Consider the following 25,961-nt stretch of genomic DNA (forward strand, 5'->3'; position numbering starts at 1 on the left):
GCGCGCCATATCGTCGAAACGAACGGACAGCGTCTCGATCAGCGAGGACCGCACGACCTCATCGAGCCGGGACGGATGTCCGAAGAGGCGGGTCAGCCGGGAAGTCGAGACCAGCAGCAGGACAGCGGTGGCGACGAACCACGCGAACGCGATGACGACGCCCGTCGCGCTCGGCAGCCAGATGCTCTCGAGAGCCATGACAGCGTTCGCGACCAGCCCGACGGTCACGAACCACCCCGCGCCGATGTACGCGAGGACACGCTTCCTCGACGTTCCGATCGCGAGGGGAGCCTCCGCGAACAACTGTGCCGCGATCGTCAATCCGGCGAAACCGACCGACAAGAACGTCGTCTGGACCTGCCACAGCGCCGTATCGGACCCGGCGACCGGGGAGAGGCTCCGGCGCAGCCAGACCGGATCGCCCCCGTGGTGGACGACGACGAGGACGACCGTGCTGACGAGCAGGGCGCAGGCCACGATGCTGGCCTGGCCCCACCACGGACCACGCGATCCCCGTGAAGCACGATTCTTTTCGCCCATGACGCGACACTACTCAGCCGTCTCGCTTGCGCGTGAACCTCTCCGCCAGCCTCCTGGCCATGCCCTTGGTCTCCGTTTCGACGCGCTGCGCCAGCTGTTGAAGCCTGCGCAACGGATGGAGCTGGGCTGCATGCCGGTGGCTCGACTCTTCGCTGGTCTCCTCGAGCGGCACCACGAACTCGTCATCCGCTACCGTGACCATGAACGCAGAGTCGTCCGGGTTCAGAGCGATGCTCACCGGCACCGCCGCCCCCGTCTCCTGGTCCACGGAGACAGCGGTGATCGACAGGTCGATGTGCTCGCCGTCGTCGACCTCGACGACCTCGACGTCGGTCAGCGGCCCGCTCTCGAGCGCGAGGACGAAGTCGTCCTGGGCGGGCGTCCGGTCTTCATCGTCTCTGTCGGTGTCCACGATGGCTCCTTCGCTACTCGATGGTCCGTATCGGTGAGCACGCTACGCGCGAAGCAACTCCCTCACACGTCCCGGGCAGCCCAAGAGTGTTCCCGGCACTTCACCTCCGAAGGCAGGTGCGTGCGGGCTCAGTCGCCTTCGTGCTTCACGGCGAGAAGGTCGACGGTGCGCAATTCAGGGTCCTTCGCGAGCAAGCGGGGACCCTCCTGGCCGAGAGCCGCGGGAACGGCGCCGTTCAGATGCGCTTGCCGCGCGTCCTCGTCGGCGAAGGTATCGAAGATACCGAAATGCGTTTCGTCGAGGCGGAAGGCGTACCACGTGCGCGTTCCCGGCTCGAGTTCGACCAGGGTTTTGCCGCCGATCAGGAACTCCTCCAGTTCTGCCGCTTTGTCGGGCTTCGCTTCGAGCAGTGCCAGCACACCGAGCTTCAGTTCCATGGGATTCTCCTCGTGGGTCGGTGACGCCCCGCCATCCCGGGTCACTGAGGTGTCGGACCGGACGGTACCCCCGGACGTGCGGGTCCGCCATACCTCGGCTGCCGCGTTCCTCGTCCGACGATGAGGAGTCGAGGGACTCGTCGGCAGGTCCTAGGTCGGGCGGTCAACCGCGTTCGTCAGTTGCGAGGCGACGGTGGAGCTCGGCGTTCTCGGCGAGCAGCTCGCGTACGCGGCCGATGCCGGCGAGGTTGATCCCGTCGCCTTGCAGGACGGCCACCTCGCGGATGGCGGCGATGTCGTCGTCGCTGTATCGACGGGTGCCGCCCTCCGTGCGCGCCGGTGTGACCAGACCCTTCTCCTCATAGAGGCGCAGCGTCGCGGCGGGGAGGTCGGCGAGTTGCGCGGCGACCGCAATGCTGTAAAGGGGCACGTCACCCGGCCGGTCGGTCACACTTAAAGTTTGCTGTTAATCGGAAATATTGTCAAGCTGTGGGTGTATTAAATCTATGTCAACAGCTGTAGGTAATCTCATCCGGATGGCGGAAAGGGAGGCTCCGAGATGCAGACGGCGACCGAGACGACGACGGCAGGGTTCGCAGACCTGATCTGCTCCGACTCGGAATGGCTGGAGGCCGAATTCGCCGCTCTCGTCGCGCGTGCACGCTTGGAGCCTCCCCTGCGCACGGGCAGTACGGGTCCGCGAGCCGAGTCGCTGAGCCGCGGACCGCGCACACCCGTTCGGGTGCGCGTCGGCGCCGGAGACAAGCGGGTACGGGCGGTGGCCCGCTATCCGCCTGAGCCGTGATCCTTACCGCAGCGAACGGCGACGCGCTTCAGCGATCGCACCCACCACGATGAAAGGAGTTCACACCTATGGCCATGTCGTTCGATCCTTTCAGCCAGCTCGACAGGATCGCCCAGAGCGTCTTCGACACGAGCCGCCAACCGCGCATGATGCCGGTCGACCTCTCGCGCGAAGGCGACAAGTACCTGCTCAACGCGGACCTCCCTGGCATCGACCCCGGGTCCATCGACATCGACCTCGACGGCCACCTGCTCAGCATCCGCGCGCAGCGGTCCGCGGGCGATCACTCCAACAGCCGCTGGCTCCTCCAGGAGCGCCCCTTCGGCAGCTACCTGCGCCAATTCACCATCGGCGACGACGTCGACACCGACGGCATCAGCGCCAGCTACGACAACGGCGTGCTGAGCGTCCTGATCCCCATCGCCGAGCGGGCGAAGCCGCGCAAGGTCAGCGTCGGATCGGCCACGGAGCATCACAAGGCCGTCACCGCCTGAGCGGCGGCCGGCGAGCGGGCTCCACGCCGGTGCAGGCCGGACCGCATGATGCGGGCGGCGCGCTTCGCTCGCCCAGACCCACGGGCGGTCGCCCCCGAGACGGGGCGACCGCCCTTCGCGTGCAGTGTGCGGAGGTCAGGTTCAGATCGCGGGGGAGGGAGGCGGCGCGTGCACCACGCCCTCGACAGTTCATCGCGCCCCATCAGTTGATCCCGCGCGAGAGCACTGCGGGGTTCGGCCCGCAGCACCGTCGCAGCGGGAGTCTGCCGCAGCTCCAGCAGCGGACAACTGAACGGATCGGCGTCGCCCAGGCCGACGCGGTTGATGTGGCGGGTCACCAGCGCGTAGGAGGCCAGCAAGCCGGTCTCCGTGTACGGGACGCCGTGCTTCCTGCAGTAGTCGCGGATGGTGGGCGCGGCACGCCTGAGGTGCGGGCGCGGCATCGACGGGAACAGGTGGTGCTCGATCTGGTAGTTGAGGCCGCCCATCAGGAAGTCCAGCATCCGGTTGCCGCGGATGTCACGGCTCATCAGCACCTGCCTGCGCAGGAAGTCGAGCCGGGCGTCGTGCGGCACCAACGGCATTCCCTTGTGGTTCGGTGCGAACGACAGCCCCATGTAGAGCCCGAACAGGCCCAGCTGGACGGCCAGGAAGACCGCCGCTTTGCCCGGCGAGAGCACCCACAGCACCAGGGCCAGGTATCCGACGATCCGGACGGAGAGGAACGCGATCTCCACCGGGCGGTGTTTGACCGGCTCCCGTTGCAGTACTCGCCGCACGCTGGAGGCGTGCAGCGACAGTCCCTCCAGCAGCAGGATCGGGAAGAAGAACCAGCCTTGGTGGCCGATGAGCCAGCGCAACGGGGCGGGGCGGGAGGCCGCCCGCCCGGGAGTGAACGCGATCACCGGCAGGTCGAGGTCGGGGTCGGAGCCCAGCTGGTTGGGGTTGGCGTGATGCCGGGTGTGCTTGTGCTGCCACCAGCCGTAACTCATCCCGACGAACAGGTCGCCGACCACCAGGCTCACCCAGTCGTTCCAGCGGCCGGAGCGGAAGATCTGGCGATGCGCGCTGTCGTGGCCGAGGAACGCGATCTGCGTGAACAGGAAGGCGAACAGCACAGCCGTGAACAGCTGCCACCAGCTGTCGCCCACCAGAACGAAGCCGAGCACCAGCGCGCCGGTGAGCACCGGCACCAGGACGATCTTCGTCCAGTAGTACCCGTAGCGCCGCCGGAGCAGGCCGGACTCCCTGATCACGGAGGCCAGTGCTGTGTACTCGTTGCCGGCCGCCGCCGATCTCGGCCGGCTCTCGGAGACCTCGGACATCGTCGCGCCCTTCCACGCTCATGACGTCAGGGTCCAGGACGACGTACTGCCAGCGTACGCGCGAGCGGTCTGCGCGCCAGTCTGGAGTACTGTGGGCGTGAACGCAGTCCTGGACCCAGGCCGCATCGCGAAACCGGGCATGCGCGGGTGAAAGGGCTGGTAAGACATGGTTCTCGACCACTCTGCTCCCCCGACGCTGTGCCAGCCGTTCCTGGAGTCGCTGCCCATCGCGCGCGCTGCGATCTCCACCCTGCAGGACCCGTTCGACATCGAGACCGTGTGCGCGACCGACGCTCTCGCCGCCCGTCTCGACGAGCTCCAGATCGATCTGGGCCAAGGTCCCTGCTGGCAGGCGCTGAGCACCCGCGCCCCGGTCCTCATCACCGCGGGTTCGCCGGACTCCGCGTGGCCGAGCCTGTCCAGCGCGATCGCCTCGTCCGGGATCCACTCGGTGTTCGCCTTCCCGCTGATCGTCGGCGCCCTCGGGATCGGCGCCGTCGACCTGTATCTGGACACCCCGGAACCGCTCAGCCCCGCGGACATCGGCCACGCCGAGACGCTGGCCGGCATCGCGGCCATGCAGGTCCTCAATCAGGCCGTGGAACGCCGGTCAGCCGAGGACGGCGGTCCCTTCGCGGAGAGCCCGTACTCGCGGCGCGAAGTCCACCAGGCGACCGGCATGGTCGTCGCGCAGGCCAAGGTCAGCCCTGCCGACGCCCTCCTGCTCATCCGTGCCCGCGCCTTCGCCGAGGGCCTTCCGGTGCGCGAGATCGCCACCCGGATCATCGACCGGGAGATTTCCTTCCAGCTCTGACACACGGTTGTAAATTGGAGGAATGGCCAGGTCCTCCGGCAGGGAACAACAGCTTCTCCAGACGTTCGTCGAGCTGGCGGACACTCTGGTGATCGGGTACGACGTCGTCGACCTGCTGCACACCCTCGTGGAACGCTGCGCCCAGATCCTCGATGCGACCGACGCCGGCATCCTGCTCCCGGATCCGACCGGGACGCTCCAGGTGGTCGCGTCGACGAGCGAGCGGAGCCAGCTGATCAGCCTGCTCCAGCTCGAAGCCGACGAAGGCCCCTGCGTGGACGCGTACCAGACCGGTCGGCTGGTGACGGTCGACGACATCGCGGCGTCCTACGCGCGGTGGCCGCGCTTCGCCGTGGAATCCTCCGGCGTCGGCTACCGCTCGATGCACGCCATCCCGCTCCGGCTGCGCAACGAGACCATCGGCTCGCTGAACCTGTTCAGAGACCAGGCCGGCCCGCTCTCCCCCGACGACGCCGCCGCCGCGCAGGCGCTGGCCGATGTGGCCACGATCGGCATCCTTCAGGAGCGGGCCCTGCGGCAGTCCGACATCGCCCGCGAGCAGCTGCAGCACGCGCTGGACAGCCGGGTGCTCATCGAGCAGGCCAAAGGCGTCCTCTCGCAACTGGAGGGGATCGGCTTCGCCGAGGCGTTCGAGCAGATGCGTACGCGCGCCCGTAACTCGGGCACCCGGCTCTCGGTGATCGCCGAGCAGGTCATCCGGGACGCGCAGCGACGCTGAGCACGCCTGGTGCGCGGTGGGGTCAGTTCCCGGCCGGCTCCGCTGCGGACTCCGCCTCCAGGTGCACCAGCTCGGGAGTCTCCTCGCGGGGCTCCTCCGTCACATGCAGCCCGGACTGGCCGGCCGCCGCCTGAAGCATGTCCGCGATCCAGACCCGGTTGAGGTGCGGTGGACGACTCCCGAGGAACTGAAACCTCAACTCGCTCGTGGGAGTGATCCAGATCGTCTCCCGACCCGACCCGTCGCTCATCGGGTGAGCGAAGGTGAACGCGACGCTGTGTCCGTCCCGGAGCAGAGTCAGGATCACGACTTTCACGTGCGCCAACGTTCGATCTTCGATGTTGATCGTGAAATCGGACTGTCCGTAATGAAGAAATCCCATGATCCCCGTCCCGACGTTAAACCGGATGATCCGCGCTGGGCTGCTGCGTCGAGCGCTCGGTGACCGGGTCCAGGGTCAACTACGAGGGTACTGCGCCCGCGCGGCGTGCGCCACGCGCTCGGTCCTCTTAGCACGATCCACGGGGCTTTCAACCCCGAGTCGATGCCCTCCACTTCGCCGTATGCTCGGTCGACCATTCGAACCGAAGGGCGGCAGATGAGCAGGAACCTCCGATGACCTCAGCGCTGAGCGATCGCCGCGCAGGGACGCGTCGACGATGGCACGAGAAGTTCCTCGTCGAGGAGCGGGTCGTGCCGGCCTCCGCGCGGCGGAACCTCTACATCAGTTCGGCCGTCCTCGTGCTGGTCGGGCTGGTCTGCTTCCTCGTGGTCCTGGACTCGGTTCGCGAGAGCGACGGGCTGTCGGCGATCGACCGGCCGATCCAGAGCTGGCTGGAGGGGATGCGGTCACCGACGCTGACGGTCGTGATGGCGGTCGTCGCCACGGTCTTCGGTCCGATCGTGCTGCCGATCATCGTGCTCGTCACGGTGGTGTGGTGGGGCTTCGCGGCACGGCACGCGTGGCGGCCGCTCCTGCTCGCCTGCAGCATGATCGTCGGCGTGGCCACCGTCCAGATCCTCGCTCCGGTCATCGGCCGGCACCGGCCGCCCGTCAGTGCCATGCTGATCGGCGTGGACCACACCTCGTCGTTCCCGTCGGGGCACGTGATGGGTGCAGCCGATTTCCTCGTGATCACGACCTACCTGGTCTTCTCGCGTCGCCGGAACCCGGTGCACACGGTGATCGCGCTCGTCGTCGCGTTCGTCCTGGCGCTCGCGACGGCCGCCTGCCGGGTCTACCTGGGGTACCACTGGCCGACCGATGTGCTCGCCTCGATGTCGCTCTCCCTCATCGTCATCGGCGGCGTGATCGCCGTGGACACCTGGCGCACCGTCCGGGTGCGCCCCGCTACGCAGGAGTCACCGTGAGCAGCGAACGGCACGGGCCGAGCGAAGGGCCGGTGGAGGCCGTCGAAAAGGTCCTTTCCAGCGACGCTCCCGCCGAGGTCAAGATCGCGCGACTGTGGCCGGTCGCCTCCGGTGCGGCGGCGCTCCTGTTCGTCGTGCTGCTCGCGACCGTGATCTTCTACCGGCAGGCCGACAAGCCGTTCCCCTTCGAGCTCGCGTGGATGAACGAGATGGTCACGGTCCGGGCGCCGATCTGGACGATCCCGGCGCTCGTCCTCAACCAGGTGGGCGGCGGCATCAGTTCGATCGTCTTCGTCCCGCTCGTGACCATCGGCGGCCTGCTGATCTGGCGCCGCCCCTGGGCCGCCCTGTACTACGTGATCGCCGCGGTGACGAGCGGCGTGATCGTGACCGTCATCAAGAACCTCGTCGGACGCCCGCGGCCGACGGCGATCCTCGTCCAACCCGACTTCGGCTCCTTCCCCTCCGGGCACAGCGCCACCGCGGCCCTCATCGCGACGACCCTCGCCATCATCTTCTGGCGCAGGTGGGTTCTGATAGCGGGCCTGGTCTACACCCTCCTGATGATGCTCGGCCGCACCTATCTCGGCGCTCACTGGATCCTGGACACCGTCGGGGGCATGCTCGTCGGGGTGGGGGTCGGGATCATCCTCTGGGCGCCCTTCGCGCTGCGCCTGTACCGTGAGCGCCGGCGACCCCATCCGCCCATCTGGGTCAAGGTGGCGCCCCCTCAGATCGTGAGGTCGCGCAGGTAGGCCGCGTACCCCTCGGGGGCACGCCCGGTGAGGCGGCTCGAGGTGGTCACCGGGTGGCGCTCGCTCTCGGCGATCGGGTAGCGGGCTGCGCGCAGCCGGGCCACGAGGTCCACGTCCTCCCCGACGAACAGCGGAAGGAATCCGCCGACCCGCGTGTAGGCGTCCGCCCGCACACCGAGGTTCGCGCCGTGCACGTGGCCGAGGGTGGCGCCGGGTGGGTGGCTCCGCTCCCAGGCACGCTGCCTGGCCTCGTCGAGCTCGTCCAGTCGCGGCACGACGGCGCCGACGTACGCGGCGGAGGTCGCCGCGCCGCTCAGGTGCTCGTCCAGCCAGAGCTGCGGGACCACACTGTCGGCGTCCGTGAACGCGATCCAGGTGCGATCCTCCGGGACCGGCGACGCGCCCAGCCCGGCGACGACGGCGTCGTGACGGCTCCGGCCGACGTTCTCGTGATCGCGCTCGATCACCATGACGTCCGGGAACCCTCGCGCGACGTCGGCCGAACCGTCCGTGCACGCGTCCAGCACGAGCACGACGGTGGAGCGGACCGCGACCGTCGCCCGTGCCGCCTCGATGGACTCCAGGCAGGGGCCCAGTGTCGACTCCTCGTTGCGTGCGGGGACGACGACGAGAACACCGTCGACCGTCATCCGAAGACCTCCAGCAGGAAGTCCTGGTCCTGGTGCTGCACCAGCACGCGGAGTCCAGCGCGGTTGGCGAAGGCGGCATGGGCGTCCCAGCCGGACTGCGCGAAGTCGTCCGCGTGGCCCGTCCAGTGGCAGAGCACGACGTGGCCGCCCTCCGCGAGTGACCCGAGGATGCGATCGACCGTGGCCGCCCACTGATCCGCCGCCAGGTAGTAGGCGACCTCGGAGACCACGATGAGGTCGAACGGGCCGTCGGGCCACTCGTCCGGCACCCGCATCCTCTGGACGGCGACGTTCGGGTGGGCGGCTGTGCGCTCGGTGGCCAGGGCGACCGCCGTCGGCGCGGTGTCGACACTGAGCAGCGCCTCGCACCGCTCTGCGAGAAGCGCGGACATCTCGCCGTTGGAGCAACCGATCTCGAAGCCGCGCGCGTACCGCTCCTTCGGCAGGACCGCGCACGCGATCGCGCGCTTGCGACGCTCGTACCACCGGGTGCGCACGGACCACGGGTCGGCGCTCACCCGGTGCAGTGCCTCGAAATGGTCGCCCGCGACGCTCGCCTCCGGTTCGAACAGGATCTCCCTGCCCTGGACGGCTCGGTCGACGAAGGCTACCGTGAGCACACCGTCGGGATTCTCCGCGGTGTGCATCTGGCTGGCGAACATCGAGAGCGCCACGCGTTTCCGAGCGCGGGCGCACCCGGTCAGCTCGACCTCGCTCACCCGGTCCCGCGGGAGGTCGTCCGGCGAGCCCCACTGCCACATCCAGATCGGGTAGAGCAGGAGGGCGTCGCCGTGCACCGCGCACGCCGAGGAGACCTCCCGGCCGAGGGTGCGATGGTCGCCGTGCCGGTCTCCCGGCCAGGGCGCCAGCACGAGCATGCCCTCGCGTCGGCGAGCGGCCAGAGCCAGCTCCACCGCGTCGCGGAGGAGATCCGCCTCGTGCTTCAGGCCGCCGTCCGTCAGGCCGAGCACGGTCAGGTCGATGGTCGACCCGAGCCGGGACAGCGCGGACGTCAGTTCCGTCACCCGCTCTTCGCGCTCGCTCGTGGCGACGACGACCGAGATGTCGATGCCGAGCTCACCGGCCATGGCGAGGAGGCCGCCGACACCGAGCGTCTCGTCGTCGGGATGCGCGGAGAAGACGACGATCCTGCTGAAACCGGCGACCCAGTCACGGGACCGGTGCGGCACGCCCTCCCAGATCGACGGGTCCTCCCAGGCGTCGAACGGCGTCGTCGCGACGAGCGGGTCGAAGGTCACCACGCGAGGAGCCCTCCCGCCAGGTGGCCGGCAAGCGAGGCGTCGTCGCGGCCGCGATGGTACTGCGAGACGTAGAGCTCGAGGTCGGCGCAGCGGCGGGCCAGTCCCTCGTCGAACGCGAGGGCGGCCGGTCCGAGGACCTCACGGGCGGCGTCGAGCGTGGCTGCGACCGCGTCGGCGACCGTGCCGCGGACGGCGTGGGCGAGGACGGCCGGATCCGGGACCTCGTGCTCGTCGATGCGGGCGGCCGCGTCGTCCAGCGCCAGCCGGCCGGCGTCGAGGCGGCGGTAGAGCTCGCCGGCCCGTGCCGCGAGGATCGTGTCGTCAGGGCGCTTCCTGGCGCGCGCGATGAGGGCGTCCACGATCGGGAGGCAGCCGCCCCACCAGCACGCGGCGACACCGATCGCGCCCCACCGGAAACCGGGGCGGTCCAGGTACCACCCGTCGCCGCCGACGGGGCGCGCGGGCGAATGGTCGAACGCGACCGGCCCGCTCACCACCTCGGCGAGACCACGTGCGACCCACTGCGCCGCTTCGACCGTCACACCGGGAGCACCCATCGAGACCGCGAACATCCGCCGGCCGCCCTCGGGCGTGGATGCGGTGACGAGCGCGCTGGTGAGCCTGCCGGCGAGCGAGCACCACGGCTTGCGACCCCGCAGCACCCAGCGGTCCTGCTCCCGGCAGGCCAGCAGCGCGTCGCCGGGCGCCTCCGCGGCGAACACGCCCCAGGTCGTGCCATGCTCCGGCTCGGGAGCGTCGGCCTCGGCGAGGATCGCCACGGCGTCCAGGTGCGGTTCGATCACGCGCGCGGCCGTGACGTCGACCGCGGCGACCCTGGCGAGTCCGCGGAAGCGTTCGGCCGTGCGCCCCGAGCCGGGCAGCGGCAGCAGGGAGCCCGGGGGCGTCGCGCGCAGCGCCTCCAGCAGGGGCGCGACGCTGCCACCGCAGCGCGCCGCCGCGTCGAGATACGCGTCGATGCCGGTGATCGTGGCGGGAGCGGTGGTCATCCGACGATGATCCGGGCGTTGTGCATACGTGACACTGTCGGCTGCGACCGGGAGTGAGCCAACCCCTTGCGCGGCGACGACAAGCGTGGGTCCGTGCCCGGGGCCGCCGTGCGACGTCGGCGCGCACGGACAGGAGGGCCCCGGCAGCCGGTCCCGCTACTTGACGGCCGGGCGCCGGTTCTCCGCGCTGACCATCCAGGCCAGCTGCTCCAGCCGGCCGATGATCGCGTGCAGCAGATCGGCGGAGGTCGGGTCCTCCTCGTCCACCTCGTCGTGCACCGAGCGCATCGTGCGCACGACGGCCTCCAGCCGGTCCGTGATCAGGTCGACGGCGTCGGAGGTGTCGACCTCGCCGTTCGGGAACTGCGTCAGCGTCGTCGTCTCCGCGACCGTGCGCGACCGGCCGTCCGTTGTCGCGTGCAGCGCGCGCAGCCGCTCGCCCACCGCGTCGCTGAACTCGCGCGCGGCCTCCACGATCTCATCGAGCTGCAGGTGCAGGTCGCGGAAGTTGCGGCCGACGATGTTCCAGTGCGCCTGCTTGCCCTGGAGGGACAGCTCGATCAGGTCGACCTGGACCTGCTGGAGGTCGCCCGCGAGAGCTGCCGGGGCGACGAACCCGTTCTCGGCGTTCTCGCGCCGGGTCTCGTGCTCGCCGGGCGCCGCGCCTTCGCGCGCGCGGTCCGGGGCGCGGCCGCCGCCTTCGTCGCCGTGTTCGAGGTCTTGGATGTCGTAGCCACTGTTGGCCCTCCTTCGGTCCGTGTTCAGCGCGAACCTAGGCTCGGCTCCCCCGCGCGGCCAGCGGGTTGACCTCGCGCCGAATCGTGGTGCGGATCACCCGCGTCCGGTCATCCCCGCACGGCAGGCTCCGGCCGGCGTTGATGAAGACCTGCTCAGGGACCTGGGAAGCGCGCCCTCGCGGTGGGAGCGTCTATGCCATGAACGCAGACAAACAGGCGTCGCGGCACCTCTCCGGCATCCGTACCGCCACCATGATCGCCGCCGGGGTCGTCGCAGCGGCCGTGACGGGACTGTTCGGCCAGTGGGCGTACGCCGCAGCGGTGGGCTGGGCCGTCGCGTGCGCGGTGTACCTCACCTGGGTCTGGATCACCATCTCCCGGATGGGCGGCTCCGAGACCGGGCGGCACGCGGCCGCCGAGGACCCGTCGCGGACGACGAGCGATGCCCTTCTGCTCATCGCCTCGATCGCCAGCCTCGCAGCGCTGGCGCTGCTGTTGGGGCAGACGAAGAACGCTCCGCCGCCGGGCAAGGACCTGATCGCTGCGCTCGGCCTGGCGTGCGTGGCGCTGTCGTGGTTCTTCGTCCACACCCTGTACACCCTGAGGTACGCGGTCCTGTACTACAACGAGCCGGCCGGCAGCGGGAGGCACGGGATCGACTTCAACGAGGATGTCGCGCCGCGGTACCTCGACTTCGCCTACCTGTCGTTCACCGTCGGGATGACCTTCCAGGTCTCGGACACCGACATCTCCAGCCAGCGGATCCGCGCCGCGATCCTGCGGCACATGCTGCTGTCGTACCTGTTCGGGGCGGTCATCATCGCGTCGTCGGTCAACCTCGTGGCGAGCCTGGCGTCCTGAGGCCCGGACGCGCCCACCCGTGCACAGCCGATGCTCCACCTCGCCGGCAGTGACTCGGGCTCAGCGGTGACGGAGCTCCCGACGGAGCTGCAGGTGCGCTCCGGGGGCGCAGGCCAGGTCTTCGAGACCCAGCTCGATCAAGGCGAGGCGCGCACGCAGGACGACCCAGCGAGGGAGCCCCGTGAGCCGTGCGAGTCGCGCATGGCTCAGCGTCGAGACTCCGGTGTCCGAAGCCTGTGACGCCTCGACGTGGGCGACCGTGAGCACGGTCCCACGGTCGAGGGCCTTCGCGGCCAGGAGTGGGAACGCGTCAGCGTGCCGGAGCGCACGATCGACCGCGGCGATCCACTCGTCACGCCCCTCGAAGCGGTTGCGTTCCACCGCCCTACCGCCTGGCGAGGCCGATCAGACGGGCGAGTCCACCGCGGACCCGCGGCGTTGGCCGCGGTTTCGCGGGCTCGCCCGCACGGCTCCCGGTCGGCGCTTTCCCGAGATCCACGAACCCGACGGACTGACACCGTGTGCACGTCCACAGATGGGTGTGGACCGACAGGCCGACACCGTAGTAGGGGTTGCCGACCACTCGTGTGCGGGCGCCGCAGCGCGGGCAGGTGCGCCTCCGCGACGGGGACTCCGAGGCGGTCATCGAGGGCCGGCCGCGCTGTGCCGTGGTGGGTGCATACATTTCCGCCTCTTGTCCAGCAGGATGCGGCGGCCCTCCCCACCCGAAGGGGAGGACCGCCGTTCGTGGCCGACGCAGGCGCGGCTCGGCGACCCATCCACGCTATGCACATCGAGAGACCGTGGATATCCGCCGAGCGCGGCGTCCTGTCCGAACTGCGCGCCACCCGAGCGTTTAGTTAGTGCACATACAATCTCCGAATGCGATCGCAACACGATGAGATGTTCAGGAGCCGCCGCATCGCTTCGGGACGCGACGTCGAGCTGGCCCGTCGCGCCCTCTCCGATGTCTTCCTCCCGGTGGACTTCCCCCATGCGCGATCGACGACCGCCGTCGACCTGACCCTCAACGCCGTGAACGTCGGCCGGATCGTGTGCGGCTTCATGCGCTTCGGGGACGCTGTGCGCCTCGACACCGCCGAGGCCGAGAACTACCACGTGAACATCCCGACCACCGGCGCCGCGACGATGTGCGCGGCGCTCGGCACGCCCGTGTACGGGACCCCCGGACAGCCGGGGTCTTCATGCCGGGGAGGCCGGTCGAGTTCGACTTCAGCGAGCGGTACTCCCAAATCGCGCTGATGATCCCCCGCGACGGGCTGCAGCTCGAACTGGAGGACCTGCTCGGCGGACGCCTCGCTCGCCCGCTCGAATTCGAGGCCGAGCTGAGCCTCGCCGGAGCGGGCGGGCAGTCGATCGTGCACGCCGTCCGGATGATCGACGCCGCCGCGGCGCAGGCGGACGGTCCGCTCGGTCACCCGCTGGCCGCGCAGCGGTTGGAGCAGATGCTGATCCAGGCCCTGCTTTTCGCGCAGCCGCACAATCACACCGCTCTGCTCGCCCGCCCGTCACCGTCTGCGGGCAGCCGCCCGGTGTCGAGAGCGGTGGAGCTCCTGCGCAGCGACCCCGGACACCCGTGGACGGTCGCCGAGCTGGCGGCGGAGGTCTCGATGAGCGTCCGAAGCCTCCAGGAAGGGTTCCGCCGCTCGCTGGAGACGACACCGATGGCGTACCTGCGCGGGCTCAGGCTGGAAAGAGCGCATGACGAACTGTCTGCCGCGGAGCCCGGCACGGTCAGCGTGACCGAGGTCGCCACCCGGTGGGGATTCGTGCATCTCGGCCGCTTCGCGGGGGCGTACAGCGGTGCGTACGGCGAGCCGCCGTCGGCGACCCTGCGGCGCTAGACGCCGATCCTCCGCGGCTCCTGGAGAATCCGGTCAACCCCTTGCGTTCGCGCACAAGCGGGCATTGCATCCGAGGTGAGGCGTCGGGACGACAGGGAGGCACGACCATGACCGTCAAGCTCAACCGGAAGGCGCTCGACCACGCCCGCTCGCTCGTCGGGAAGGGCACCGTGGTCCGCGACGAGCGGGACGACTGGAGTGAGGACGCGCCGAGCGCGGACGACGAGAACGCGTTCATCGAGAAGCACGGCTGGGAGCAGTACGCGCTCTGGCACCTCGGCGAGGACGCCGAGAAGAGCGAGGAGACGAAGGGACGCTACAGCTTCCCGTACGGGGACTTCGCCAAGGTCCATCGCTGCGGAGTGATCTCCTTGGAGAGCCGCGCGGCGCAGAACGACCACGACGACATCGCGCGCGCCTCCAAGAAGCTGCTCGAACAGATCGACGGCGAGTGAGGCCGGCGTGCGACGCATGAAGACGGGGCTGACACGAGTCGCGCCCCGAGCCGCGCGCAAGCGCGCACAGAGCGCCGATGTCGGGATCGACCGCCTCGCGCGGAACGTGGAGACGGGCCGGTTCGAGCGTTCGCTCTCCGCGCTCACGGCCGCGGGCGCCGTGGTGACCGCCGCCGAGATCTACTTCGAGCACGACAAGGCGAGCTTCGGCAACCGGTGGATGTGGGCTCCCGTGATCCTGGGCCCGATCGGAGCGGTCGCCGGGGTGGCGGGGTTCTTCAGCAGGACGGCCGCGAAGACGGCGCTCCCGCTCGCCGCGGCAACGATCGTGGCGAACGGTCTGCAAGGCGTCTGGCTGCACGCCCGCGGCATCGGGCAGAAGCCCGGCGGCTGGCGGAACCTGCGCTACAACCTGGAGATGGGGCCTCCCCTGCTCGCTCCGCTGCTGGTCACCCTGGTCGGCGGGATGGGCCTGCTGGCCGCCGTCCTGAGGCGGGAGAAGTGACCGCGCGCAACCTGGGTGATGAGGTCCCGGAGCGCTTCCCCGCCTTCCACGTGCTCGACCAGGCGACGCACTGGGACGAGGAGACGCGCTCGGTCGTGTTCTCCCGCGTCGGCCGTCCGCCGGACATCCGCTTCTTCGACGCGGTGGAGGAGGCGGCCGCGACCGCCCTGTTCGACCGCCTGCTCGACCAGCATCCCGAGGACCGCCGCGTGCCGGTGACCGCGATGGTGGACGCCCGGCTGGCCGCGAAGGAGACCGACGGCTGGCACTACGACTCGATGGCCGACGACTGGGAGTCGTGGCGGACGAGCCTCGCCGCCCTGGACGCGGAGGCCCACGCGGTGCACGGCCGCGCCTTCGCCGCGTGCGACGAGGAGCAGCAGCTCGGCCTCCTCTCCGGCATCAAAGACGGCGACGGCGAATGGCGCGGCTTCCACCGCGCGCGCATCTGGAGTCTCTGGACGCGTTACGCCTGCACCGCCTTCTACAGTCATCCGGCCGCCTGGGACGAGATCGGCTTCGCCGGGCCGGCGTTCCCCCGCGGCTACAAGAACCTCGGCGTGGACAGCCGCGAGCCGTTCGAGGTCGCCGACGCGCAGCCCGGCGACATACCGCGCACCGGGACGGCCGGCTCATGAGCACGGTCCGCGAGCGCAATGACTCCGCGTGGCTGCTCACGCCCGACGGCTCCCAGGATGAACCCCGGCTGCGGCACCAGATGCGGCGGTTCGCCGACAGCGACGAGGTCGATATCGCCATCGTCGGCTGCGGCGCCGGAGGCTCGGTGATGCTGCAGCGCCTGGCGCGCGCCGGCTGGGACGCCGTCGCCTTCGACGCCGGCCCGTTCTGGGACCCGGCGCGCGACTGGGTGAGCGACGAGGCCGGCTCGCACCACCTCTACTGGACCGAGCCGCGCCAGATCGGCGGCGACGACCCGGTGCCGCTCGGCTCCAACAACTCGGGCCGCGGCGTCGGCGGGTCGATGGTGCACTACGCCGGCTACGTCCCGCGCTTCCATCCGAGCGACTTCCACACCTTCAGCGCCGACGGCGTCGGGGCGGACTGGCCGCTGGAGTACCCCGACCTCGCGCCGTTCTACGACGACATCGAGAACGAGCTCCCGGTCGCCGGCGAGGACTGGCCGTGGGGCGACCCGCACCGCTACCCGCACCGGCCGCATCCGGTGTCGGGCAACGGGGAGACCTTCCTGCGCGGCGCGTACGCGGCGGGCATCCAGGCGAAGGTCGGGCCGGTGGCCATCGCGAACGGGCGCTTCGGGCACCGGCCGCACTGCATCTACCGCGGGTTCTGCCTGCAGGGCTGCAAGGTGAACGCCAAGGCCTCGCCGCTCATCACCCACATCCCGGACGCGCTCGCGCACGGCGCGGAGGTGCGCGCCGACAGCATGGTGACCTCCATCGAGGTCGATCAGTTCACCGGCCGGGCGACCGGGGTCCACTACGTGAAGGACGGCGTCCCGCGCTTCCAGAAGGCGAGGATGGTGGCGATCGCCGGGTACTCCATCGAGACGCCGCGGCTGCTGCTCAACTCGGCGTCGGCCCGCTTCCCCGACGGCCTGTGCAACGACTTCGACCTGGTCGGCCGCTACCTCATGGTGCAGGGCGCGCCGCAGACGGCCGGCCGGTTCGAGCAGGAGATCCGGATGTGGAAGGCGCCGCCTCCCGAGGTGAGCACGGAGGAGTTCTACGAGACCGACCCCGCCAAGCCCTACAAGCGCGGGTACTCCATCCAGACCGTCTCGCCGCTGCCGATCACCTGGGCGGAGCACGTCATGGCGCAGGGCCACTGGGGCGCCGACCTGCGCCGCTACATGTCCGACTACGTGCACTGGGCGTGCCTCGGCGCGCTCTGCGAGTTCCTGCCGCGGGCCGAGAACCGCGTCACGCTGGCCGACGAGAAGGACCGCTACGGCCTCCCCGTCGCGCACTTCGCCTACTCGCAGGGCGACAACGACCGGGCGCTCGCGAAGGCCGCGCAGGCGACCATGGAGCACATCCTGGAGGCCGCGGGCGCTCAGGAGACCATGACCGTGCAGCGTTACGCCCACCTGGTCGGCGGGGCGCGCATGGGCGCGGACGAGACCCTCGGCGTCGTGGACGCGGACTGCCGGACGTTCGCTGTGCCCAACCTGCTCATCACGGACGGGAGCGTGCTGCCCACGCAGGGCAGCGCGAATCCCGCCCTCACCATCATGGCGGTCGCCGCGCGCGCGGCGGACCGCCTGATCCACCGCAACGACTGAAGGAGAGAGACGCATGGCGACGACGGTCAGCGAGTTCGTGATCGGACGACTGCGGGAGTGGGGCGTGCGCCGTGTGTTCGCGTTCCCCGGAGACGGCATCGGCGAGTTCGACGGGATGCTCGGCAAGGCCGAGCGCGCCGGGGAGGGGCTGGAGTACATCCGTCCCACCCACGAGGAGATCTGCGCCCTGATGGCCACGGCGCACGCCAAGTTCACCGGCGAGGTCGGCGTCTGCATCGCCACCTCCAGCCCGGGCGGCTTCCACCTGATGAACGGGTTGTACGACGCGAAGATGGACAACCAGCCGGTCGTCGCGATCGTCGGCCAGCAGGGGCTCAACTCCTTCGGCACCTTCAACCAGCAGGAGAGCAAGCTGGAGCAGACCTTCTCCGACGTCGCGGAGTACGTGCAGACGATCGTCTCGCCCGAGCAGGCGCAGGCCGTCATCGACACCGCCTTCCGGACGGCGATCACCCGCAAGCAGCCGTGCGTGATCATCCTGCCGCACGACGTGCAGGGGATGGAGATGGCGGCTCCGGGCGCGGAGATGTGGGTGTCCCGGTCGAGCGCGGTGCCGCCGTCGACCGCCATCGCCCCGCCGTCGGAGCAGCTCCGGGCGGCCGCCGACATCATCAACGCCGGCGAGCGGGTCACCTTCCTGGTCGGGCACGGCGCGGTCGGCGCGACCGAGGAGGTCCTCGCCGCCGCCCGCCTGACCGGCGCCGGAGTGATGACGACGCTGCGCGGCAAGCAGGTCGTGCCGGGCGACGTGCCGTTCCACACCCAGCAGCTCGGCCTCCTCGGGTCGCGGCCGAGCTACGACCAGATGCAGGACTGCGACACCCTCGTGCTGCTCGGCACCAACTACCCGTACGGGCAGTTCTTGCCGAAGACCGGGCAGGCCAAGGCGGTGCAGATCGACCTCCGGCCCGAGCAGCTCGGGCTGCGCTACCCCACCGACGTGAGCATCTGGGGCGACGTGAAGACGACACTGGCCGGGCTCCTCCCGCTGCTGACCCAGAAGGACGACCTGTCCTGGCAGGAGAAGGCGGCCTCCGGGATGCGGGAGTGGGACGCCGAGCTCGCCGCCCAGGCCGAGCAGCACTACGACGACGGCGTGAACCCGCGCCGCGTGTACCACGAGCTGAACAAGCGCCTCCCGGCCGGCGCGATCGTGACCGCCGACGCCGGCACCACCGCCGACTGGTACGGCCAGCACATCCGGCTGCGCGACGGGATGCGCGGCGACCTCTCCGGGCGCCTGGCGACCATGCTCGCGGCCATGCCGTACGCGGAGGCGGCGAAGTTCGCCTACCCGGACCGCACGGTCGTCTGCACGATCGGCGACGGCGCCTTCCAGATGCTCGGGATGAACGAGCTGATCACGATCAAGAAGTACCTCTCGCGGTGGTCGAACCCGAACTTCGTCGTGCTGGTGCTGCACAACGACGACCTCACCCAGGTCTCCTGGGAGATGCGCACCGAGGACGCCAACCCGGTCTGGTCGACCTCCCAGGACGTCGAGTCGGTGGACTACGCGGGCTGGGCGCAGCTGCTGGGCTTCCAGGGCATCACCGTCACCTCGGACGACCAGATCGAGGCGGCCTGGGATGCCGCCCTCGCGCATCCCGGAGTGACGCTCATCGACGCGCACACCAGCAAGAACGTGCCGCCGCTGCCGCCCCACATCACGTTCGAGTTCGCGAAGAACACCGGACTCGCGCTGCTGAAGGGCGACCCGGACGGCCTCGGGGCGATCAAGGACTCGGCGACGTCGCTCATCACGGAGGGCGTGGCGCGGGTCAAGGGCGCGCTGCACCGCGACTCGGACAGCGGCAGCGATGCCCGCTAGCGGGCGGGAGCGCGTGCGGTCGCTCCACGCCGACGCCTATACGGTGCCGACTGCGACCGAGGATCGGGAACGGCCCGAGAGCGACGGGACGATCCGGTGGGACAGCACCGGCATCCTGGTGGTGACGGTGGAGGCGGGCGACGCCACCGGGCTCGGCTACGCGTACACGGCGCCGGCGAGCAGCCAGGTCGTTCGGGACGTGCTCTGGGCCGTCATCGACGGCGCCGACCCGTTCGACACCGAGCGCCTGTACTGGGAGATGGCCGCGGCCACCCGCAACATCGGCTGGCCCGGTGTGAGCGCCGGCGCCATCGCCGCGGTGGACATCGCACTCCACGACCTGAAAGCCCGGCTGAGCGGGACGTCGTTGACGCAGCTGCTGGGTGGCGCGCACGAGGGCGTCGCGGCGTACGGGAGCGGAGGATTCACCGACTACACCGACGACGAGCTGGCCTCACAGCTGGGCTCGTGGGCCTCCCGCGGCTTCCGCGCGGTGAAGATGAAGGTCGGCTCCCACCCGGACGACGACCTCCGTCGCGTGACGCTGGCCCGCGAGGCGATCGGGTCGGAGGTCGAGCTCTTCGTGGACGCCAACGGAGCGTACGAACGCAAGCAGGCCCTCCGGCTGGCCGAGCTGTTCACGGAGCAGGGCGTGACGTGGTTCGAGGAGCCGGTGTCCAGCCAGGACCGGCACGGACTCCGGCTGCTGCGCGACCGGATGCCGGCGCCCATCCGCGTCGCGGCGGGCGAGTACGGGTACACGCCCGCCGACTTCCGCGACCTCCTCGCCGACGGGTGCGTCGACGTCCTCCAGGCCGACGCCACCCGCAGCGGCATCACGGGCTTCGGGATCGCGGCCTCGCTCGCGACGGCCTACGGCGTGCCGCTCTCCGCGCACACGGCCCCCGCGCTCCACGCCTCCGTCGCGGCCGCGCACCGGCCGGCGATCAACGTCGAGTACTTCCACGACCACGCCCGCATCGAGGCGCAGTTCTTCGACGGGCTGCCCGCGGTGCGCGACGGCCGGCTCGTACCGGACCGCTCCGCGCCCGGCCACGGGTTGACGCTGCGCGCGCCGGACATCGAGGCGCACCGCGTGCAGAGCTTCGCGGTGCAGTCGGGGTAGCAGACCCTTCGGAGCCACAATGAGGAACCCGCCACCGTGCGGAAACCGGGGAGGATTGCGTCGGCCGCGCTCCTATGGAGCGGTCTTGACGAGGTCGTCGGGCTTCCAGGTCTGATCGTAGAAGGCGGTCTCGGTGCCGTAGAGACGGAAGGCCACGATGAAGTCACGGCCCGGCACCGTCTGGACGAACGCGGCGTCCACCACTCCCTCCGGCTGAGCCGGACCGAACCAGAGGTCGATCGAGCCGTCGTCGTTCTCCGGGATGTCGTAGTAGCCGTTGGTGGAGGGCAGCAACTGGTCGGTCTCCGGCATGGTGCCGTCGGTGACGTTGTAGGCGGTCGCCGCCCAGAAGAGGCCGGCGGGGATGTCCGGCGGCAGGTGCAGCCGGTAGGTGTTCGAGCCGTTCAGGAAGGCGCCGTCGGCGTCGCGGTAGGTGAAGGGGTACTTGGAGCCTGCGCCGGTGGAGTGGATGTTCATCGCGGGCGCCGACGAATAGGCGTACTGGAAGAAGCGGGCCCGGGTGTCGATGTCGCGGTAACTCTCCTGCATCCACTCGGCGGTGCCTCCCGCCCAGGCCTGCTCCCACTGCCGGTCGCGGTAGTAGCGGTTGCGCTCATCGTCGCGGCCCAGCTGCGCGAGCGCGAGGATCATGCGCGGCGCCGTCTCCACCGCCCGCTGCAGCTGCTCCTGCTGCCACTCCGACGGCTCGAACGGCTGCCCCTTGATGAGGCCGATCGAGGCCAGGACACCGCGAAGCTCGGGGTCGATCGCGGTCACCGGCTCGTCGTCGATGAACGCCTTCAGCTTCGCCCAGTACGACGCGTCGGTCGGGTACATCATGTCGAGCCGGATGCCCGAGGCGTTCGGGAACTGCATGGGGAGCACGTCCTTCTCCTCCGTCCAGAGCGGGAAGATCCGGGTCTGCTCGGCCACGGCCACACCGGCTGCGGGGTCCGGTCCGCCGTCGCCCTGGCCCATGATGGTGCGGAAGAACAGGAAGACGTTGTAGGTCGAGGACGTGAAGGTGAAGTAGCCGCCGGGGACATGCCCCTCGTAGCCGGGCGGCAGCAGGAGGTAGAGGCCGCCCCGGGCGCGGTCGGGCCCGATCGCGCCGACATCGGTGATGGTGCGCTGGAAGAAGTCGGTGAACATCCCGATCACGTTCGCGGGCGCGTTCACCACCAGAGGCCCGGTCTCCTTCAGATTCAGGTAGTTCATCGAGTAGATGACGTCCGCGTTCGGGGTCGGGACCCAGGTGCGGCTGTCCATCCGGTCCTTCCAGATCGGCAGGATGTTGTACCCGCGGCCGAACCGCGCCTCCGAACCGTCGCGCATCCCGATCACGTTCAGGGCGGGCTGCATTGTGAAGTACGCGTGGATGGCACGCTGATAGAACAGCTCGGCCCGCAGTCGCTCGGCTTCGTCGTGCGGCAGCCAGTTGCCGTCGTTGAGCTGCCGCAGCAACGGCGACGCATGCTCATCGGCCATCGCGATCTCCTTCGGCGATGCATCCCGGCGGATGCTCGGCCACACGCTAGAGGACTCCGCGCGCAACCGGATAGCCCCGATCGGGATCACCGGGGTTCTGCGTCGTTGTGCTCCGCCTCGACGGCCCGATGGATGTTGCCGTGGATGTGGTCCGCCCCGATGAGCTCGATCACTCCTTCCCGCTGGAGCACCGCCCGGGGACCCGGCTTCAGCCGGGTGAGGCGGAGTCGGACGCCGGCGTCCCTGGCGAGGGTCACGACGTCCGCGAGCGTGGCCGCTCCCTGGGCGTCGATGAAGTTGATGCCGCCGCAGTCGAGGACGATCCCGGTCAGCTCCGGGTTGGCCTGGATCACGCTGCGCAGGTGGTCCTCCAGCGCATCCGCCGTCGCGAAGAACAGGCCGCCGTCGAACCGCACCACGGCGACGTCGGGCAGGACCTCGTCGCCCGGGTTCGTGTCGAGCTCGCGGAAGACCTGGGTGCCCCGTTCGCGGCCGAGGGCCGGCATCTCCGGGTGGGTGGCCACGGCCACCAGCCACACCAGGGAGAGCCCGATGCCGATGATGACACCGGAGAGCACGCCGAAGACCAGTGTCGCGACGAGTGCGACGACGGCGATCCAGAAGTCCACCTTCTTCACCCGGAACAGCCGCCGCATCTCCGGGACGTCCATCATGCCGCTGACGACGGCCTCGATGATCAGCGCTCCGAGGACCGCCTTGGGGAGGATGGAGAACAGCGGCGCCAGGACGAGCAGCGTCAGCAGCACCGTGACACCCGACGTGAGCGAGGCCAGGCCGGTCCTCGCCCCCGAGCGGTCGTTCAGCGAGCTCGCCGACAGGCTCGTCGAGACGGGCATCCCCTGGAACAGGCCGGCGCCGATGTTCGCCGCGGACTGGGCGACCGACTCCTGGTTGATGTCGATCTGATAGCGATGCCTGGCCGCGAACGTGCGCGCGTCGCCGGCGGTCTGGGAGAAGCCGATCATGACCAGCGCCACGGCGGCCAGGGCGACCGTGCCCGCGTGCTCCCACAGCTGCTGACCGTTCGGGAGCTGCGGCACGGGCAGGCCGCGCGGCACCTCCCCCACCAACGCCACGCCCTTGGCGCCGAGGCCGAACAGCGCCGAGGCCAGCAGCCCGCCCACGACGAGCACCAGGGCGCCGGGAACCCGCGGAGCGACGGCGCGGAGTCCGAAGACGACCACGAGGGAGATGATCCCGACGAGCACCGTCGTCCCGTGCGCGTCGTTCAGCGTCCCGAACCACGACCACAGCTCCTGGATCGGATTGGCGCCGCTGGTCTCGGTGCCGGTGAGCTTCGGGAGCTCCCCGATCACGACGTCGATGGCTGCGCCGAAGAGGAAGCCGGTGACCACCGCCCGCGAGAGGAACTGCGCGATCCAGCCCATCCGGAAGACGGCGAGCAGGAGGAACAGGATGCCGGACGCGAGCGTGATGCCGGCGACGAACGAGGCGACGTCCTGCTCGCCGGTGATGCCCGCCGCGAGCACGGCGCTGGCCGCCACCGCCGCGAGACCGGAGCTCGGTCCCATCGAGATCTGCCGGCTGGTCCCGAAGACCGCATAGAGGATCGCGCCGGCCGCGGCCGCGTAGAGGCCGTTCTGCAAGGGGATGCCGGCGATGCCGGCATACCCCAGATTCTTGGGGACGATGAGGGCGGCGACGGTGACCCCGGCGATCACGTCGCCGCGAAGCCACGCGCGTCGATAGGAGCGGAGCTGGCCGACGATCGGGATCAGGTTCCGACGCTGTCCGGGTGTCCTGGGCATGCGCTCGTCTTACCGCCGAGTCCCCCTGCGCGACAAGGGTGGGCGCGAGCTAGCGTTCATCCGCCGCGATCATCCGGCTGACCTGGCGGGAGTGGCGGCGGTCAGCCACCCGAACGTCCGAGTTCGCCCCGGCGCCGGACGTATTCCTCATGATCGATCTCTCCGCGGGCGTACCGTTCATCGAGGATCTCCCGTGCGGAGGGACGCGTCGGGGCAGCGGCGCCTCCGCCGGCGGACGGCCCGCTCCGGGTCAGGGTGACGACCAGCACGACGACGACCGCTATGACCAGCACCAGCACCAGCAGCCAGACGATCCACCAGCCGCCCGCGCCGCCCATCATCCACCCGTACACGCCGGCCCCCTTATTCGAGCTCCTCCGCTCAGCATGACTCCGGAGGCGGAGCGGGAATGGGGCATAAGGTCCCGTCGAGCCCGAAACCTCCGGTGGGTATCGAGACTGTGCCGCTAGGGTGTCCGCCGGAAGGAGGAGGCATGCTCGCCGACTGCATCTCCGCGCGGACCCGCACCTGGCGCTGCCTGCTCGTCCTCCTGTTCGCCGTCACGGGCATCGTGACCGGCATCCTCGCCATGCACGTGGTCAGCACACCCGTGAGCCGGTCGCACGATTCCTCCGCGGCAGCTCCTGCGATGGTCGTATCTGCGGCATCGCATTCAGGCGAGTCGCACGCGGTGGCTCCGGCGACGCCGGACATCGGCATGAGCGCGGGATGTGCCGCCGGCGACTGCGACCCGATGCACGACATGACCGCCATGGTCTGCACGCTCGCGCTCCTCGCCGCCACGATCCTCCTGATCGCCCCGGCCCTCAGCCGGGCGCTGCTCGGTCTCGGCTCCCGCGCCGCACCCACGAGCGCGGCCCGGATGATCGCGCACACCGTCGGACCACCGCCACCGTCTCTTCTCGCCCTCTCCGTCGATCGCAGATGACGCACATCGCACCCCCGCGCCTCGCGCGGTGGTGCTTCAGCCTGCCCACCAACTGCAGATTCCCACGACGAAAGAGACCACCACAATGAACATCCGACTGATCGCGGTCGCCTCCGGCGCCCTCCTGACCGCAGCCGCGCTGGCGGGCTGCACCGCCGGCTCCTCCGGCAACGACTCGGGCATGGGCGACATGCCGGGGATGAGCCACAGCGATGCGAACACCGACACCCACAACCAGGCCGACGTCGCCTTCGCGATGAGCATGGTGCCCCACCATCGGCAGGCCATCGAGATGTCCGACACACTCCTGGCCAAACAGGGCGTCGACTCCCGGGTGACCGACCTCGCCCGGAAGATCAAAGCGGCTCAACTGCCCGAGATCGAAACGATGAACGGCTGGCTGACCGCGTGGGGCCAGAAGGCCGGTATGGGCGGGATGGACATGGGCGGCGACGGCATGATGTCGCAGCGGGACATGGACGCGCTCGACAACGCGTCGGGCGCCGACGCGTCACGACTGTTCCTCACCCAGATGATCCAGCACCATCAGGGCGCCATCACGATGGCCGCCACCGAGACCGAGAAGGGGCAGGCGACCGAGGCCGTCCGGCTGGCGAAGAAGATCGCCGCAGCGCAGACCGCCGAGATCGCCACCATGAAGCAGCTCCTCGCGAGCCTCTGACCCTCCGGTCGCACCGGGCACGGGCGTCGTCACCAGTCCGCTCGTGGCGACGCCCGTCGGCCTGTTCAGGAACCGCTTACCGGGGGCTGACGAACTCGAACGCCTCGCCCGTGACGTCGACCCAGTCCAGCTCCGACGTAGCGGCCACGGCCAGCCATTCCCGCATCGGCCGTCCGCGGCTGCCGTCGTACTGCTCGCCGAGCCCCTCGATCTCCAGTTCCCGGATCCGGTCGGCGGGCAGCTTCACGACGAGTCGGTCGTGGGAGAGGAACGCGAAGATCTTCCCGTTCCGGCGGAGGCTGGCCGACCCGAATCCGCCCCCGCCGTGCGGAACGGTCACTTCGGGGACGGCGACGTACAGCGCGACGATCTCGGCGAACCGCTCCTGTGGGTCCATACGACAAGGATGCCCCACCGGCTTGTCGTCCCGACGCTCAGTAATCGCAGCGACGCCTCAGCCGCGGGTCCGTGTCCCGCCGACTGCCTCGACTCCGGTCAGGAGTGGGGGCTGAGCCTCCTCGTCCTCCTCGTCGGCCACGACTGGCGGCGCGTCGCCGATGAGCAAGTGCTCGACCGCCGCGTCGAGCGTCTGCACGATGATCATCGGACCCGGCCTGGCCCATCCCGACACGATGAACCCGAGTCCCGACTTGATGATCGAGCCGACGCACACGGCTCCGCCGGAGTGCTCCCGGAACAGCAGCCAGCGCTCCCCTTCGTAGAGGCTGTACCGTCTGCCGTCCACCTCGAACCGCTCCGCCAGAGCGAGCACCATCC

The 25,961-nt window shown here is 70.0% G+C and carries 29 protein-coding genes and 2 pseudogenes; 16 read left to right on the plus strand and 15 right to left on the minus strand.

What is annotated here, in order from left to right:
• Positions 1-553: 553 nt before the first annotated feature.
• The 3 genes from ACQ86L_RS09415 to ACQ86L_RS09425 form a co-directional block, all read right to left on the minus strand.
• Entirely contained in the window at positions 554-952 is a 399-nt protein-coding gene (locus ACQ86L_RS09415) for a hypothetical protein (protein ID WP_434318644.1), read from the minus strand.
• A 128-nt stretch (positions 953-1,080) separates the two neighbouring features.
• Complete coding sequence (locus tag ACQ86L_RS09420; protein WP_434318645.1) at positions 1,081-1,389, minus strand: putative quinol monooxygenase; 309 nt, start codon at positions 1,387-1,389, stop codon at positions 1,081-1,083.
• A 163-nt stretch (positions 1,390-1,552) separates the two neighbouring features.
• Positions 1,553-1,840, minus strand: coding sequence for a MerR family transcriptional regulator (locus tag ACQ86L_RS09425; RefSeq protein ID WP_434318646.1), 288 nt, complete (start codon positions 1,838-1,840; stop codon positions 1,553-1,555).
• Positions 1,841-2,268: 428 nt separating this feature from the next.
• Between ACQ86L_RS09425 and ACQ86L_RS09430 the strand changes: the two genes are divergently transcribed.
• Positions 2,269-2,688: an Hsp20/alpha crystallin family protein gene (locus ACQ86L_RS09430; protein WP_434318647.1), complete on the plus strand. Its 420-nt coding sequence runs from the start codon at positions 2,269-2,271 to the stop codon at positions 2,686-2,688.
• Between the two features lie 263 nt (positions 2,689-2,951).
• Here ACQ86L_RS09430 and ACQ86L_RS09435 read toward each other — a convergent pair.
• Positions 2,952-4,013: pseudogene (locus tag ACQ86L_RS09435) on the minus strand (fatty acid desaturase family protein); the annotation flags it as partial.
• Positions 4,014-4,179: 166 nt separating this feature from the next.
• Between ACQ86L_RS09435 and ACQ86L_RS09440 the strand changes: the two are divergent.
• Positions 4,180-4,827 carry a GAF and ANTAR domain-containing protein gene (locus tag ACQ86L_RS09440; protein WP_434318648.1) on the plus strand — a complete coding sequence of 216 codons (648 nt, stop codon included), beginning with the start codon at positions 4,180-4,182 and terminating at the stop codon, positions 4,825-4,827.
• A gap of 22 nt (positions 4,828-4,849) precedes the next feature.
• Positions 4,850-5,566: a GAF and ANTAR domain-containing protein gene (locus tag ACQ86L_RS09445; protein ID WP_434318649.1), complete on the plus strand. Its 717-nt coding sequence runs from the start codon at positions 4,850-4,852 to the stop codon at positions 5,564-5,566.
• Positions 5,567-5,588: 22 nt separating this feature from the next.
• Here the strand turns inward: ACQ86L_RS09445 and ACQ86L_RS09450 are convergent, their stop codons facing one another.
• The gene (locus tag ACQ86L_RS09450; protein WP_434318650.1) at positions 5,589-5,882 is read right to left on the minus strand and encodes an ATP-dependent DNA ligase; all 294 of its coding nucleotides are present in this window, start codon (positions 5,880-5,882) and stop codon (positions 5,589-5,591) included.
• 299 nt (positions 5,883-6,181) lie between these two features.
• On the opposite strand from ACQ86L_RS09450, the gene ACQ86L_RS09455 reads away from it, so the two are divergent.
• Positions 6,182-6,937, plus strand: coding sequence for a phosphatase PAP2 family protein (locus tag ACQ86L_RS09455; protein ID WP_434318651.1), 756 nt, complete (start codon positions 6,182-6,184; stop codon positions 6,935-6,937).
• On the plus strand, positions 6,934-7,692 hold the full coding sequence (locus ACQ86L_RS09460; protein WP_434318652.1) for a phosphatase PAP2 family protein: 759 nt from the start codon (positions 6,934-6,936) through the stop codon (positions 7,690-7,692). Before ACQ86L_RS09455 ends, ACQ86L_RS09460 begins: the two co-directional genes overlap by 4 nt.
• Here ACQ86L_RS09460 and ACQ86L_RS09465 read toward each other — a convergent pair.
• The 4 genes from ACQ86L_RS09465 to ACQ86L_RS09480 all read right to left on the minus strand — a co-directional run bounded on the left by ACQ86L_RS09465 (position 7,668) and on the right by ACQ86L_RS09480 (position 11,337).
• Positions 7,668-8,342: a glycosyltransferase gene (locus tag ACQ86L_RS09465; protein ID WP_434318653.1), complete on the minus strand. Its 675-nt coding sequence runs from the start codon at positions 8,340-8,342 to the stop codon at positions 7,668-7,670. The two genes, ACQ86L_RS09460 and ACQ86L_RS09465, sit on opposite strands and share 25 nt — an antisense overlap.
• A complete protein-coding gene (locus ACQ86L_RS09470; protein ID WP_434318654.1) occupies positions 8,339-9,604 on the minus strand; it encodes a PIG-L family deacetylase in 1,266 nt (421 codons plus the stop codon). Before ACQ86L_RS09470 ends, ACQ86L_RS09465 begins: the two co-directional genes overlap by 4 nt.
• On the minus strand, positions 9,598-10,611 hold the full coding sequence (locus ACQ86L_RS09475) for an acyl-CoA dehydrogenase family protein (RefSeq protein WP_434318655.1): 1,014 nt from the start codon (positions 10,609-10,611) through the stop codon (positions 9,598-9,600). Before ACQ86L_RS09475 ends, ACQ86L_RS09470 begins: the two co-directional genes overlap by 7 nt.
• Before the next feature lie 156 nt (positions 10,612-10,767).
• Complete coding sequence (locus ACQ86L_RS09480; RefSeq protein WP_434318867.1) at positions 10,768-11,337, minus strand: Dps family protein; 570 nt, start codon at positions 11,335-11,337, stop codon at positions 10,768-10,770.
• A 209-nt stretch (positions 11,338-11,546) separates the two neighbouring features.
• On the opposite strand from ACQ86L_RS09480, the gene ACQ86L_RS09485 reads away from it, so the two are divergent.
• Positions 11,547-12,209, plus strand: a complete 663-nt coding sequence (locus ACQ86L_RS09485; RefSeq protein WP_434318656.1) for a DUF1345 domain-containing protein — start codon at positions 11,547-11,549, stop codon at positions 12,207-12,209.
• Between the two features lie 60 nt (positions 12,210-12,269).
• Here ACQ86L_RS09485 and ACQ86L_RS09490 read toward each other — a convergent pair whose 3' ends face one another.
• Complete coding sequence (locus tag ACQ86L_RS09490; RefSeq protein ID WP_434318657.1) at positions 12,270-12,590, minus strand: hypothetical protein; 321 nt, start codon at positions 12,588-12,590, stop codon at positions 12,270-12,272.
• A 522-nt stretch (positions 12,591-13,112) separates the two neighbouring features.
• Here ACQ86L_RS09490 and ACQ86L_RS09495 point away from each other — a divergent pair.
• The 8 genes and pseudogenes from ACQ86L_RS09495 to ACQ86L_RS09530 form a co-directional block, all read left to right on the plus strand.
• Positions 13,113-13,636 (plus strand): annotated as a pseudogene (locus ACQ86L_RS09495) (cupin domain-containing protein); the annotation flags it as partial.
• A 204-nt stretch (positions 13,637-13,840) separates the two neighbouring features.
• Positions 13,841-14,074: a helix-turn-helix domain-containing protein gene (locus ACQ86L_RS09500; protein ID WP_434318868.1), complete on the plus strand. Its 234-nt coding sequence runs from the start codon at positions 13,841-13,843 to the stop codon at positions 14,072-14,074.
• 107 nt (positions 14,075-14,181) lie between these two features.
• On the plus strand, positions 14,182-14,529 hold the full coding sequence (locus ACQ86L_RS09505; protein WP_434318658.1) for a hypothetical protein: 348 nt from the start codon (positions 14,182-14,184) through the stop codon (positions 14,527-14,529).
• A 16-nt stretch (positions 14,530-14,545) separates the two neighbouring features.
• Entirely contained in the window at positions 14,546-15,034 is a 489-nt protein-coding gene (locus tag ACQ86L_RS09510) for a hypothetical protein (protein ID WP_434318869.1), read from the plus strand.
• The gene (locus ACQ86L_RS09515; RefSeq protein ID WP_434318659.1) at positions 15,031-15,672 is read left to right on the plus strand and encodes a gluconate 2-dehydrogenase subunit 3 family protein; all 642 of its coding nucleotides are present in this window, start codon (positions 15,031-15,033) and stop codon (positions 15,670-15,672) included. Before ACQ86L_RS09510 ends, ACQ86L_RS09515 begins: the two co-directional genes overlap by 4 nt.
• Positions 15,669-17,297 (plus strand): GMC family oxidoreductase, encoded by a 1,629-nt coding sequence (locus tag ACQ86L_RS09520; RefSeq protein WP_434318660.1) that lies wholly within the window; start codon positions 15,669-15,671, stop codon positions 17,295-17,297. Before ACQ86L_RS09515 ends, ACQ86L_RS09520 begins: the two co-directional genes overlap by 4 nt.
• Before the next feature lie 13 nt (positions 17,298-17,310).
• A complete protein-coding gene (locus ACQ86L_RS09525) occupies positions 17,311-19,149 on the plus strand; it encodes a thiamine pyrophosphate-requiring protein (protein WP_434318661.1) in 1,839 nt (612 codons plus the stop codon).
• Positions 19,139-20,275, plus strand: coding sequence for an enolase C-terminal domain-like protein (locus tag ACQ86L_RS09530; protein WP_434318662.1), 1,137 nt, complete (start codon positions 19,139-19,141; stop codon positions 20,273-20,275). Before ACQ86L_RS09525 ends, ACQ86L_RS09530 begins: the two co-directional genes overlap by 11 nt.
• Positions 20,276-20,347: 72 nt before the next feature.
• Here ACQ86L_RS09530 and ACQ86L_RS09535 read toward each other — a convergent pair whose 3' ends face one another.
• The 3 genes from ACQ86L_RS09535 to ACQ86L_RS09545 form a co-directional block, all read right to left on the minus strand.
• Positions 20,348-21,763 carry a DUF1254 domain-containing protein gene (locus ACQ86L_RS09535; protein ID WP_434318663.1) on the minus strand — a complete coding sequence of 472 codons (1,416 nt, stop codon included), beginning with the start codon at positions 21,761-21,763 and terminating at the stop codon, positions 20,348-20,350.
• Positions 21,764-21,849: 86 nt separating this feature from the next.
• Positions 21,850-23,553 (minus strand): SulP family inorganic anion transporter, encoded by a 1,704-nt coding sequence (locus ACQ86L_RS09540; RefSeq protein ID WP_434318664.1) that lies wholly within the window; start codon positions 23,551-23,553, stop codon positions 21,850-21,852.
• A gap of 101 nt (positions 23,554-23,654) precedes the next feature.
• Positions 23,655-23,906: an SHOCT domain-containing protein gene (locus ACQ86L_RS09545; RefSeq protein WP_434318665.1), complete on the minus strand. Its 252-nt coding sequence runs from the start codon at positions 23,904-23,906 to the stop codon at positions 23,655-23,657.
• A gap of 140 nt (positions 23,907-24,046) precedes the next feature.
• Here ACQ86L_RS09545 and ACQ86L_RS09550 point away from each other — a divergent pair, with 140 nt between their 5' ends.
• Positions 24,047-24,502 carry a DUF6153 family protein gene (locus ACQ86L_RS09550; RefSeq protein ID WP_434318666.1) on the plus strand — a complete coding sequence of 152 codons (456 nt, stop codon included), beginning with the start codon at positions 24,047-24,049 and terminating at the stop codon, positions 24,500-24,502.
• An 85-nt stretch (positions 24,503-24,587) separates the two neighbouring features.
• Positions 24,588-25,184 (plus strand): DUF305 domain-containing protein, encoded by a 597-nt coding sequence (locus tag ACQ86L_RS09555; protein WP_434318667.1) that lies wholly within the window; start codon positions 24,588-24,590, stop codon positions 25,182-25,184.
• A 76-nt stretch (positions 25,185-25,260) separates the two neighbouring features.
• On the opposite strand, the gene ACQ86L_RS09560 is transcribed toward ACQ86L_RS09555, so the two are convergent.
• Both ACQ86L_RS09560 and ACQ86L_RS09565 read right to left on the minus strand, forming a co-directional pair.
• Positions 25,261-25,581, minus strand: a complete 321-nt coding sequence (locus ACQ86L_RS09560) for a hypothetical protein (RefSeq protein ID WP_434318668.1) — start codon at positions 25,579-25,581, stop codon at positions 25,261-25,263.
• A gap of 57 nt (positions 25,582-25,638) precedes the next feature.
• The gene (locus ACQ86L_RS09565; protein ID WP_434318669.1) at positions 25,639-25,959 is read right to left on the minus strand and encodes a hypothetical protein; all 321 of its coding nucleotides are present in this window, start codon (positions 25,957-25,959) and stop codon (positions 25,639-25,641) included.
• Positions 25,960-25,961: the final 2 nt, after the last annotated feature.

It is taken from the genome of Leifsonia sp. P73 (genome assembly GCF_051059105.1).
Classification (GTDB): Bacteria; Actinomycetota; Actinomycetes; order Actinomycetales; family Microbacteriaceae; genus Leifsonia.

Excerpts from the sequence above, each read along its gene's own strand:
- ACQ86L_RS09535 (WP_434318663.1), bottom strand. The coding sequence starts at position 21,763 with ATGGCCGATGAGCATGCGTCGCCGTTGCTGCGGCAGCTCAACGACGGC.
- ACQ86L_RS09565 (WP_434318669.1), bottom strand. The coding sequence starts at position 25,959 with ATGGTGCTCGCTCTGGCGGAGCGGTTCGAGGTGGACGGCAGACGGTAC.
- ACQ86L_RS09510 (WP_434318869.1), top strand. The coding sequence starts at position 14,546 with ATGAAGACGGGGCTGACACGAGTCGCGCCCCGAGCCGCGCGCAAGCGC.
- ACQ86L_RS09540 (WP_434318664.1), bottom strand. The coding sequence starts at position 23,553 with ATGCCCAGGACACCCGGACAGCGTCGGAACCTGATCCCGATCGTCGGC.
- ACQ86L_RS09550 (WP_434318666.1), top strand. The coding sequence starts at position 24,047 with ATGCTCGCCGACTGCATCTCCGCGCGGACCCGCACCTGGCGCTGCCTG.
- ACQ86L_RS09475 (WP_434318655.1), bottom strand. The coding sequence starts at position 10,611 with ATGACCACCGCTCCCGCCACGATCACCGGCATCGACGCGTATCTCGAC.
- ACQ86L_RS09440 (WP_434318648.1), top strand. The coding sequence starts at position 4,180 with ATGGTTCTCGACCACTCTGCTCCCCCGACGCTGTGCCAGCCGTTCCTG.
- ACQ86L_RS09445 (WP_434318649.1), top strand. The coding sequence starts at position 4,850 with ATGGCCAGGTCCTCCGGCAGGGAACAACAGCTTCTCCAGACGTTCGTC.
- ACQ86L_RS09560 (WP_434318668.1), bottom strand. The coding sequence starts at position 25,581 with ATGGACCCACAGGAGCGGTTCGCCGAGATCGTCGCGCTGTACGTCGCC.
- ACQ86L_RS09530 (WP_434318662.1), top strand. The coding sequence starts at position 19,139 with ATGCCCGCTAGCGGGCGGGAGCGCGTGCGGTCGCTCCACGCCGACGCC.
- ACQ86L_RS09520 (WP_434318660.1), top strand. The coding sequence starts at position 15,669 with ATGAGCACGGTCCGCGAGCGCAATGACTCCGCGTGGCTGCTCACGCCC.
- ACQ86L_RS09555 (WP_434318667.1), top strand. The coding sequence starts at position 24,588 with ATGAACATCCGACTGATCGCGGTCGCCTCCGGCGCCCTCCTGACCGCA.
- ACQ86L_RS09430 (WP_434318647.1), top strand. The coding sequence starts at position 2,269 with ATGTCGTTCGATCCTTTCAGCCAGCTCGACAGGATCGCCCAGAGCGTC.
- ACQ86L_RS09485 (WP_434318656.1), top strand. The coding sequence starts at position 11,547 with ATGAACGCAGACAAACAGGCGTCGCGGCACCTCTCCGGCATCCGTACC.
- ACQ86L_RS09465 (WP_434318653.1), bottom strand. The coding sequence starts at position 8,342 with ATGACGGTCGACGGTGTTCTCGTCGTCGTCCCCGCACGCAACGAGGAG.
- ACQ86L_RS09420 (WP_434318645.1), bottom strand. The coding sequence starts at position 1,389 with ATGGAACTGAAGCTCGGTGTGCTGGCACTGCTCGAAGCGAAGCCCGAC.
- ACQ86L_RS09505 (WP_434318658.1), top strand. The coding sequence starts at position 14,182 with ATGACCGTCAAGCTCAACCGGAAGGCGCTCGACCACGCCCGCTCGCTC.
- ACQ86L_RS09455 (WP_434318651.1), top strand. The coding sequence starts at position 6,182 with ATGACCTCAGCGCTGAGCGATCGCCGCGCAGGGACGCGTCGACGATGG.
- ACQ86L_RS09500 (WP_434318868.1), top strand. The coding sequence starts at position 13,841 with ATGAGCGTCCGAAGCCTCCAGGAAGGGTTCCGCCGCTCGCTGGAGACG.
- ACQ86L_RS09525 (WP_434318661.1), top strand. The coding sequence starts at position 17,311 with ATGGCGACGACGGTCAGCGAGTTCGTGATCGGACGACTGCGGGAGTGG.